Annotated in this window: 8 protein-coding genes; 1 reads left to right on the top strand and 7 read right to left on the bottom strand. The window is 60.8% G+C overall.

Annotation, left to right across the window (positions count from 1 at the left end):
• Nucleotides 1-369: 369 nt before the first annotated feature.
• From dnaE to lspA, 7 genes are all read right to left on the bottom strand, one after another.
• Entirely contained in the window at nt 370-3,930 is a 3,561-nt protein-coding gene (dnaE, locus tag HMPREF3145_RS05355) for a DNA polymerase III subunit alpha (RefSeq protein WP_070422212.1), read from the bottom strand.
• 33 nt (nt 3,931-3,963) lie between these two features.
• Nucleotides 3,964-5,232, bottom strand: coding sequence for an ABC transporter permease (locus HMPREF3145_RS05350; protein ID WP_070422211.1), 1,269 nt, complete (start codon nt 5,230-5,232; stop codon nt 3,964-3,966).
• The gene (locus tag HMPREF3145_RS05345; RefSeq protein ID WP_070422382.1) at nt 5,233-5,943 is read right to left on the bottom strand and encodes an ABC transporter ATP-binding protein; all 711 of its coding nucleotides are present in this window, start codon (nt 5,941-5,943) and stop codon (nt 5,233-5,235) included.
• A gap of 162 nt (nt 5,944-6,105) precedes the next feature.
• Nucleotides 6,106-7,695: an efflux RND transporter periplasmic adaptor subunit gene (locus HMPREF3145_RS05340; RefSeq protein ID WP_070422210.1), complete on the bottom strand. Its 1,590-nt coding sequence runs from the start codon at nt 7,693-7,695 to the stop codon at nt 6,106-6,108.
• A gap of 38 nt (nt 7,696-7,733) precedes the next feature.
• Nucleotides 7,734-8,252 (bottom strand): hypothetical protein, encoded by a 519-nt coding sequence (locus HMPREF3145_RS05335; RefSeq protein ID WP_070422381.1) that lies wholly within the window; start codon nt 8,250-8,252, stop codon nt 7,734-7,736.
• Nucleotides 8,233-9,159: an RluA family pseudouridine synthase gene (locus HMPREF3145_RS05330; protein WP_070422209.1), complete on the bottom strand. Its 927-nt coding sequence runs from the start codon at nt 9,157-9,159 to the stop codon at nt 8,233-8,235. The genes HMPREF3145_RS05335 and HMPREF3145_RS05330 overlap by 20 nt, the downstream gene beginning before the upstream one ends.
• Nucleotides 9,152-9,658 carry a signal peptidase II gene (gene lspA / locus HMPREF3145_RS05325; protein WP_070422208.1) on the bottom strand — a complete coding sequence of 169 codons (507 nt, stop codon included), beginning with the start codon at nt 9,656-9,658 and terminating at the stop codon, nt 9,152-9,154. Before lspA ends, HMPREF3145_RS05330 begins: the two co-directional genes overlap by 8 nt.
• A gap of 63 nt (nt 9,659-9,721) precedes the next feature.
• Here lspA and HMPREF3145_RS05320 point away from each other — a divergent pair, with 63 nt between their 5' ends.
• Nucleotides 9,722-10,642, top strand: coding sequence for an oxidoreductase (locus HMPREF3145_RS05320; RefSeq protein WP_141740821.1), 921 nt, complete (start codon nt 9,722-9,724; stop codon nt 10,640-10,642).
• The last annotated feature ends 1 nt before the right edge of the window (nt 10,643 follow it).

Below are 10,643 nucleotides of genomic sequence, written 5' to 3'. Positions count from 1 at the left end.
AGCGGCATAGTTTCCCCCTTGCCCAGCATCCCCGCACCCAAGGCGTCACCCAACAAGCTCACGGAGCGGTACACCCGCAGAGAATCACCGAAGCCGACTATGCAGCGGCATAGTCACTACCGCTGGTACCTCGTGCCCGCGCACTATGCAGCGGCATAGTTTCCCCCTTGCCCAGCATCTTCGCACCCAGGGTTCCCTTGAGATCACCCATCAGGCTCGCAGAACGGTACAGCCGCAGAGAATCATCGAAGCCGACTATGCAGCGGCATAGTCACTACCGCTGGATCCTCGAGCTCGCGCACTATGCAGCGGCATAGTCACTACCGCACGAGCCCCAAACCCGCACACTATGCAGCGGCATAGTCCGCCCTAGCCCAAGATCCCCGCACCCAGGGTTGCCTTGAGATCACCCATCAGGCTCGCAGAACGGTGCACTCGCAGATGGTCGCCGAGGATCATCAGTTGACTGTGTTCGCCGTTGACCAGGTTGAGATAGACGTCTGAGTCGCCTGGGTTGTTCGACAGCACTCCCTTGAGTTTCGAAATGTTGTCGATGGTGCACTGGTCCGTCCGCAGCGTTAGACGAAGCGGTAGGCCAGCACCGTTGCCGGGGCCAAGTTCGGGGACTTTGACGTCGTCGCCAAACAAGCTCATGCGCTCGTCACGAATTGAGACATGTGCTCTGACCAAAATGATGTTGTCCTCCACAATTTGCGGAGCGACGAGCGCGTACACCTTGTTGAAGAGCAGCACATCCACCTGCGCGCCGTGGTGATCCTCGATGGTCACAATCGCCCAGGGGGAACCGTCCTTCTTAGAGAAGCGTCGGTCCACATTCGAAATCAACCCACCGATGGTGACCTCTGCGCCGTTACGCAGTTCACCGGACAGGATGGTGGTGAGCTGCGTATCGGTCTGTGCATCGATGGCTTCCTCGTACCCATCAAGCGGGTGCCCGGACACGTATAGGCCAAGCATTTCGCGCTCGAGGGCGAGTTTGTGCTTACGGTCCCATTCGTCTTCAGGTACTTCAATGGCAAACGCAGAGTTCGCGGAACCGTCCTCGCCGCCAAGGCCCGCGAAGAGGTCGAATTGGCCCTTGTCAGCGGCCTTCTTCGTCGCCAAGACTGAGTCCACCGCGTCTTCCTGGATCAGCATCAAGCCTTTACGCGGGTGACCCAAAGAATCGAACGCGCCTGCCTTGATCAGCGATTCCGTGATGCGCTTGTTGCACGGAAGGAGATCGATCTTGTCCAGGTAGTCAGAGAAGCTGGTGAAGTGCCCCTTGGACTTGCGGGTCTCTTTGATGGACTCCACCACTTCCGCACCGACGTTTCGCACAGCCGCAAGTCCGTAACGGATGTCTTTGCCGACAGCCATGAAGTTCTCTTCAGACTCGTTAATATCTGGCTGCAACACGCTAATGCCCAAGTGGCGGCAATCCGCCAGGTAAATCGCGGACTTGTCCTTCTTGTCCCCCACAGAGGTCAGCAGCGCGGCCATGTACTCAGCGGCGTAATTCGCCTTCATGTAGGCAGTCCAGTACGACACCAACGCATAGCCTGCGGCGTGCGACTTGTTAAACGCGTACGACGCGAACGGCTCAATCGTTCCCCACAGTGCATCGACGGCTTCCTTGGAGTAGCCGTTTTCAAACATGCCGGCAGAGAACGTCTCGTACTCCTTCGCCAGCACCTCCGGCTTCTTCTTACCCATGGCCTTACGGAAGCCGTCTGCCTGACCAGCCGTGTAGTTGGCTACCTTCTGCGAGATGTTCATGATCTGCTCTTGGTAGACGATCAGGCCGTAGGTTTCGTCGAGAATCTCGCGCAGCGGCTCCTCAAGCTCCGGGTGAATCGGAGTGATCGGCTTGCGCCCATTCTTGCGGTCGGCGTAGTCCCAGTGAGCGTTCACACCCATCGGGCCCGGACGGTACAGAGCGAGCGAGGCGACAATATCGTTAAAGCCCGTCGGCTTCATACGCTTGAGAAGCTCCTGCATACCTCCGGAGTCGAGCTGGAACACACCGAGAGTGTCGCCGCGAGACAGCAACTCGTACACCGCCTCGTCGTCGGTGTCCAAGGCTTCAAGGTCGATGGTCTCGCCGCGGTTCTTCTCCACGTTCTCCAGCGCGTCGCCAAGCACTGTCAGGTTGCGTAGGCCGAGGAAGTCCATCTTCAGCAGGCCAATGGCCTCGCACGCCGGATAGTCCCAACCGGTAATGATCGCACCGTCGGCAGGACGCTTCCACATCGGAATGTGGTCCATCAGCGGCACAGACGCCATAATCACAGCACACGCGTGTACGCCTGCTTGGCGCACAACGCCTTCAAGTCCACGGGCGGTTTCATAGATCTTGGCCACATCCGGATCTGTCTCGATCAGCGAGCGAACCTCAGCCGCTTCCGCGTAGCGCTCGTGCTCCGGATCGGTGATGCCGGACAGTGGAATATCCTTCGCCATAATTGCTGGTGGCAAGGCACCGTTGATGCGGTCGGCCATCTGGAAGCCCGGCTGGCCGAAGTTCACCTTCGCCGAGTCCTTAATCGCCTGCTTCGTCTTCACTGTGCCGAAGGTGATCACCTGGGCGATCTTGTCCTCACCCCAACGCTCGGCGGCGTAGGTGATCATTTCGCCGCGGCGGCGATCGTCGAAGTCGATATCGATATCCGGTGCGGACGGACGCTCCGGGTTGAGGAATCGCTCGAAGAGCAGGCCGTGCTCCATCGGGTCAATATTTGTAATGGTCAACGCATACGCAACCAACGAACCAGCGGCGGAACCACGACCCGGACCAACGCGAATGCCGATCTCGCGGGCGTGCTTAATCAGCTCCGCAACGATCAGGAAGTAGGAGGGGTAGCCCTTCATGTCGATGACGTCGATCTCGTAGTTCGCACGCTCGGTGTATTCCTGCGGAACCTCTCCCCCGTTGAAACGCTCCGACAGTCCGCGGCGAACCTCCTCACGCAGCCACGTCGTCGGGGTGTGTCCCTCCGGAACGTCCGCGATCGGCATGCGATCGTGCGGGTGTTCCTCCCACAACTCGCTGTAGTCGCCGACACGCTCCGCGATCCACAGGGTGTTGTCGCACCCGTCAGGCACGGTGGAGTCCCACAACTCACGCATCTGTTCGGCAGTCTTGATGTAGTAGCCGGAGCCATCAAACTTGAAGCGGTCCGGATCCAGCAGCGTCTTGCCTGTCTGGACACACAGCATTGCCTCGTGCGCGGGCGCCTGGGATTCGAGGACGTAGTGGCAGTCGTTGGTCACCAGCGGCGGCAGTTCAAGCATCTCTCCGATGCGCAACAGGTCGTCGCGCACGCGGCGTTCGATGTGCAACCCGTGGTCCATCAGTTCAAGGAAGTAGTTGTCCTTGCCGTAGATGTCCTGCCACATCGCCGCAGCCTCCAACGCGGCGTCAAACTGGCCCAAGCGCAGGCGGGTTTGCACATCACCGGACGGGCAGCCAGTGGTCGCGATAATGCCGTCAGCATGCTCGGCGATAAGTTCCGCATCCATGCGAGGCCACTTGCCCAACTGTCCCTCGTACGACGCAAGGGAGCTCAGCTTGAACAGGTTGCGCAGACCCGTCGCGTTCTCGGCGAGCATGGTCTGGTGGAGGTATGCGCCGGACGCGGAGACATCGTCACGCTTTTGATCCGGCGTACCCCACAGCACACGCTTCTTATTAAAACGAGAGTCCGGTGCCATGTAAGACTCAATGCCGATGATCGGCTTCACACCAGCATCGACCATGCGACGGTAAAACGCATTGGAGCCGAACATGTTGCCGTGGTCGGTCATGCCGACTGCTGGCATGCCCTGGCGGGACACCTCCTCAGCCAGCAAGTCCACCTTTGCCATGCCGTCCAACATGGAGAACTCGGTGTGGTTATGAAGATGAACGAAGGAGGATTTTTTGGCCATGCGGCTCATCTTAGACGGCTACGCAAGTCCGAATTATTCGTAGCGCAGCGCGTCGATGGGCTGCATCTTCGCGGCCTTCGACGCAGGGTATGCGCCGAAGAACACACCGGTCGCCAGCGAGAACAGCAGCGCGAACACCACGGCTCCGATCGGCGGCCATGTCATTTCCAAAAGCGCCGAGCTGGCGATCATGCCGACAGCGCCACCCAGGATGACGCCAATGACGCCGCCGATGAGGCACACCAGCATCGCCTCGACGATGAACTGGACACGAATATCATTGTGGGTTGCGCCGAGCGCTTTACGCACGCCGATTTCGCGGGTGCGTTCAGTAACCGTGATCAGCATGATGTTCATCACGCCGATACCGCCGACGAGGAGCGAGATGCCGCCGATTGCGGAGAGCACGGTCGACAGGGTGCGGAAGATCGTCGTCAAGCCTTCGAGGCTCGCTGAGATATCGAACACCTCGGCCTCGTAGTTGTCGTTACCGGCGTACATGCGATCCAGGTACGTTTGCAGGTCTGCGCGGAACACTTCCGGGTCCTCATCCACAGCAGCACGCACGCTAAACGACGACACCCAGTCCGCCTCCAAGCCAACCCTGTCCGCGGCCGTGACCGGAATGTAGGCGTCCGCAAACGCGGTTTCCCCGAACATGGGCTGGCTCTCCGATTTTTCCAGCACACCGATGATGGTGAACACCGCCGGCTTGCCGTCGATGATGAGGTCGAAGCGGGAGCCGAGCGCCTTGCTCGGATCGTTGTCGAACAACGCCTCGACCAGCTCTGGCGACACAACGGCAACGGGGCGACGACTATCAATGATGTCTTGATCCAACCCGCGACCGTACTGAACCTTCAGGCCACGCATGTCGAGCGAACTCGCAAGCGACGGGTAGATCGACACACTTGAAGTGTTGTCCCCGACCTGTGCGTCACCACCGCCGGAAAGCTCCAGATCGATGCCTTGCACGCGGTCGCCGAACGACGCTTGCAGCTCGTTGAGCTGATCAAACGTGACAGCATCGTTCTCGTTTGTCGGCGGGGCAAGATCAAACGCCGCAAACGGGTCCTCGGATTTCTCGCCTTCTTCCGCGCGTTCGTGCACCATCACCGGGTACGTGGTCGTGCCGGCGTCTTCCAGACCACCCATCACATCGTTCTCGAGGGCACGGCCCAACGTCATGATGATGATCACGGCCATGATGCCGATGATGATGCCCAAAAGCGTCAGCAGCGAGCGCAACTTGTTGGTATTCAGGCTGGACAGCGCCAACCGTAGCGATTCGCGAATATTCACCTAGTTCACCCCACCCGGCTGGCGCACACGAGCGATTTTTCCGTCCATCATTTCCACGATCCGGCCGGTTTCTTCAGCCAACTCCGGGTTGTGGGTAATAAACACGATGGCTTTGCCCAGTTCCTGGTTGAGTTCGTGGAACAGATCCATGACCATGCGTCCGGTTTTGGAATCCAGGGCGCCCGTGGGCTCGTCGGCAAGCAGCAGCCCTGGGTCATTGGCCAGGCTGCGTGCGATTGCCACACGCTGCTTCTGGCCACCCGAAAGTTCGTTGGGGTTGTGGTGCAACCGATCCCCCATGCCCATGCGATCCAGCAGTTCGGCGGCGCGCTCCTCGCGCTCGCGCTTCGGCACACCGGCGTACATCATCGGCATGGCCACGTTCTGCAGCGCGTCGATGCGGCCAACGAGGTTGAAGTTCTGAAAAATGAATCCGATGTTTTGGCTGCGGTAATGCGCCAGTTCCTTGTCCTGCTTCGCGTACACAGGTTCGCCGTTGAAGGCATACGCACCTTCCGTGGGGCGATCAAGCATGCCGATTAGGTTCATCAACGTCGATTTACCGCAGCCCGAAGGACCCACGATAGAAACAAATTCGCCCTGTTCAGCGTAGAAATCCACGCCGTGCAGTACGGTCAGTTCGCTCGGCTCGCCAACGTTGTACGTCTTCACGATCCGGCGCATGTCGATCAACCTGCCGGTGTTCTCCATGCGCGGCTGCGTATCGACGACTTCCTCCACCGGGACAGTTTCAACTACCGGTTCGTCTTCATCGGCTGGGTCTTCTTCGCCGTCGAGGAAGAACGGGTCGTGGGTGTCTGTCGTGTCGGTCAGGGTGTCGTCGTCAAGCGGACGCTTTTTCCTGCGAAACACTTACGGCTGCTCCTTCTCGCCGTCCTGCTTCTTCTTGCCTTCGCGAGCCTCGCGGACCTTCTCCGGGTCGAAGTTCGGGTCGTTGATCTCAACGGTCTCCCCGATACGCTCGCGGTACTCGTCCGGCCAGTTCACGACAATATCGCCAGCCTTGAGGTCGCCGCCCGTAATGGCAATGTCGACGTCGTTGGACGCACCGGTTTTCACGATGCGTTCCTCGACCTTGCCAGAGGTCGCATCTTCGCCCTCGGTTGCCATGACGAGAACCTTCTTCTTGCCGTCCTCCTCATACACGGCGTCGAGCGGGACGTTGAGCGCGTCCTTCGCCTCAGCGGTAATGATCTCCGCACGCGCGGTACCACCCAGCAGCAGACCTTCCTTGTCGCCGGTGATTTCGATCTCGACCGGGAACGTCACCTCGCTCGAATTTTGCGATCCGCCGCCGCCCATCGCCATGCCAGGAACCTCAGCAGAACCAGAACCGCTCGCGGCCGGCGCAATGCGCGTGACCTTGCCCTTGAACTGCTTCTTGCCAGTTGCGGTCGACGTGAAATCAACCCGGTCCCCGACCGAGATGTTTGGCACGTCCGACTCACGGACCTCTGCCCGAATGACCAGGGAGGAATCGTCGGCAATACTGAGCAATTTGCCTTGCGGGATGTCGCCTTCGTGCACGGAAACCTCGGTCACCAATCCCGCGATCGGGGCGTACACGGTGCCTTCACGGACTTGGTATTCGAGGGTGCCGTCGCCCTCGCCAAGCTGCGCCGACTCGGCCTGACGGGTAGCGGAGCTCACCTGCGCCTGCAACTGGTCACGTTCCTGCGCCGCCTGCGCACGTGCGGACTCAAGTTCCGCCTGAGCCTGCTGCAGCGCCGCCTGAGCCTCCTGCTTGCTCAACGAACCACCAGCGAGCTGCGCCGGAGCTTGCGGTGCCGGTTGTGCCGGCTGTGCCGGTGGTGCTGGAACACCGGGCTTTGCCGTCGCATTGCCAAGCGAGGAGATCTGACCCGCCATCTGCTCCACAGCCGCCATGCCGCGGTTGATCAAGCGCGGGCCGCCCTCTGCAGCAACAGCAGCGTTGTAAGCCGCCTGCGCCTGGTCGACCTGCGCTTGAGCAGCAGCAATCGCCGGGTGCGTCCCGTTATTGATGCTTGCCTGATACGCGTTCAACTGCTGCTGCGCCTGCTGCACGTTGGCCTGCGCATCAGCCTGCGCGTTCGCCTGCTGCTTTTGCTGGACCGCCAACTGGCGCTCCAGCTCCTCGGTATTCATGGCAACGAGGAACTGCTGCGCCTGGACCCTGTCGCCAGCCTTCACTGCAACATTCTTTACCTCAGACTGCACCGCCGAGGTGATGTTGACAGTGCGCACCGGCTCAATCTTGCCGGAGACGACAACACTGTCAGAGACGCCTTCCTGGGACACGACGGTGTAATCGCCGGGCTGCAGCCCGTCACCTTCGCCTTCGCCGTTGCCATCGCCACCGAATCCGCACGCGCCGAGCAGCAGTGCGGACGACGTGACAATTGCCAGGCTCACGCGTGTCAGCCGGCGACGTGCGGTCGAGTGATTGGTCTCGGAAGCCAAGGGGTCTCCTCCCGGTAGCAGGCATATAACTCCGCAAACTATACACGGCCCCCAGAGACGTTTCGGGTCAATGCAAACGCTCCCCACACAGCATCAGAAGGCAATACTTCCACGGCGAAAACAGCTGGCTGTTCGGCAACCGCGCGGAGTTCATCGCCTGAACCGTAAACGATCACTGCGTCAATTGGCTGCGTGGTTGCTTGCTGGAAGATTTCGTCACGTAGCTGCCCCGCAGGCGGTTCACCAACCGCGATAGGTGCTCCGCCGTCCGCGACCAGAGCACTCGCCCGGCGCGCCGGCGCAACCGTCACCGCAGCATCGTGAGCAGATAATGCTGTATCGAACGTCACAAGCGCGAACGCGGGGGCGTCGGCGGCACGCAAGGTGTCGTCGGCACGTTGCTTGTAGTTCTCTTCCCCGTCTTCGGGCCCGAGGGTGTCGCCTTGCAGCACAGATGGCAGTGGTGGCGTCGCAACGCCAATCGCCCACAACGCTGAGAGCGCAACAACAGCTGCAAGCAGCGTTGCGACGACCCGCCTACCCGTTACGGACCGCATCAAGCGCCACACGAAGGTCCTCCGGATACTCGGAGGTGACCTCCATATATTCACCGGTACGCGGGTGGACGAACCCAAGGCTGGTGGCATGCAGCCACTGGCGCTTCAACCCGAGTTGCTTCGACAGTGTCGGGTCCGACCCATACATCGGATCTCCCACGCAGGGATGGCCCACCGAGGACATATGCACTCTGATCTGGTGGGTCCGGCCCGTTTCTAGGTGCACCTCGATGAGACTCGCCCGGCGGAACGCTTCAATTACTTCGTAGTGGGTCACGCTCGGCCGGCCGTCCTGCGTGACGGCAAACTTCCACCCAGCGGAAGGGTGGCGTCCGATCGGTGCATCAATTGTGCCGACTGTCGGGTCCGGCAGCCCCTGCACCAACGCGTTATAGGTCTTGTCCACGGTGCGTTCTTTAAAGGCGCGTTTCAACGCGGAGTAAGCGGGCACGCTTGCGGCAACGATCATGACGCCGGATGTGCCGACGTCGAGACGCTGCACGATGCCCTTGCGCTCCGGCGGGCCAGCATCGGGAAGCGTGAATCCCATGGCTTGCAACCCACCGACCACATCGGGGCCTTCCCAGCCCAGGGTCGGATGCGCCGCCACGCCCACAGGCTTATCCACCGCGATGACGTCGGCATCCTTGTACAGGATCTCCAGACCTTCAACGAGTTCGGTGACCGGCTGCGGCGCCCGCTTCGGCTCCGGCAGAGTGACCTCCAGCATGGCGCCTGTGTGGACTCGTTCCGATTTCTGTGCAGCAGTGCCGTTGACAAGCACGTCACCGTTCGCGGCAATTTCTGCGGCGACGGCACGGGAGACACCGAACAGCTTCGACATCGCAGCATCGACACGCATCCCGTCCAGCCCTTCCGGCACTGGAAGCGCCCGGAACTTACCCATCGTTGTCCCCCTTCCGCTCTGCAACAAAGGTGGCCACGACAAACACCACCACACCGACCGTAATAGCAGCATCGGCCAGGTTAAACACCGCGAAACTGCCTACGGAGATGTAGTCCACCACATGTCCGAACCAGAATCCAGGCTCACGGAACAACCTGTCGCACAGGTTGCCCAGTGCGCCACCTGCGACCAGCGCTAGACCAAACGCCTCCCAACGTGTGGACATGCGAGGACCAAACCACAGCGCACCAATGACAAACGCAAGTTGGAGGGTGGTGAATAACCACGTCGAATTCTGCCCCATTGAAAATGCGGCGCCCGGGTTAAACAGCAGGTAGAAGCGGAACCAATCTCCGATCACTGGGTGGGGCACTCCGGGTTCCAGCCATGCGACCATGATGATTTTCAGGAGCTGGTCCAGCGCCGCCACGATGAGCATCACAGCGATCACGACACCAAGGTAGCGGGGTGTCGAGCGGGGTTTCGTTGCCTGTTCCATCGCCGTCCCACCTTAGCGCCTCGGACGCTACCCCTGCGTATGCCGTGCGGTACGTTCTTAAAGATGTCTCGTTTAACTGCCGCCGTTGCCGCCGTTGCTTTGTCACTGTCCCTCACCGCATGCGCGGGCGAGGAAGACCTGATCGAGGGCGTGCCCGCGTTCCCTGTGGACGAGCCGGGTGTCACTGTCGTCGATACGGGCGAACATGCTCGCGTGTTGTCGTACACCGAGAACGCCGAGCCCTGGTCCACCACGGTTGCGGTCTCGTCCGGTGTCGCGCAGACAGTGGGCGATCAGGTCCGGGGCGGCGATGTGGCGATCACGACGTTGCCGCTGGACATCTCGGTTGGTGACGCACCTGAACCCGGCGAGGGAGAAGCAGCTGCTTCTCGACGAATCGACTTCACCGTCGGCTCCGGCAAACACTCCAACCTGGACATCGGCCAGGACGTCGCCGCCACTGAAGGCTTCCGCATGAGCTGGCGTGGCGACGACTCTGGGAAGATCTCCACCATCAAACTGCTCGCCCCACCGGAAGCACCGGAGCGCGGCCTGCAGCATGTGGAGCCCGCCCTGCTGGCGCTGATCACCCAAAACGTCGTGTTCCCCACCGAGCCAATCGGTGAGGGTGGCGTATGGAAGGTGGAAAACCGAGTCGCCGGCGACAACACGATGTTGCGCACCACCACCTACACTGTCGAGTCGCTTACCGGTTCCACCGTTGACCTTGCCGTCGACATCGAGGAACGCCCCTCGGAAAAGGACATGACGATCGACGCCGATGCCGCCGGGGACCTCAACGGCCAGCACATCGAGGTGGAGTCCTCTTCCACCACGTCGAAGGGGCACATCACCGTCGATTTCTCCCGCCCGTTGCCAGTGTCAGGCGAGGTGGAAGCGACAACCCACCTGGTGTACTCCGGCGGGGAGCAAACAACCCGCGTGGTCCAAGACATCACGCGGGCTGTGCGGTACGGCGCTTAAC

Origin of the sequence: Corynebacterium sp. HMSC05C01, from assembly GCF_001807155.1 — a bacterium.
GTDB lineage: Bacteria > Actinomycetota > Actinomycetes > Mycobacteriales > Mycobacteriaceae > Corynebacterium > Corynebacterium coyleae.
The sequence above is the reverse complement of the archived record's forward strand: the minus strand, read 5'-3'. Positions and strand labels throughout refer to the sequence as shown.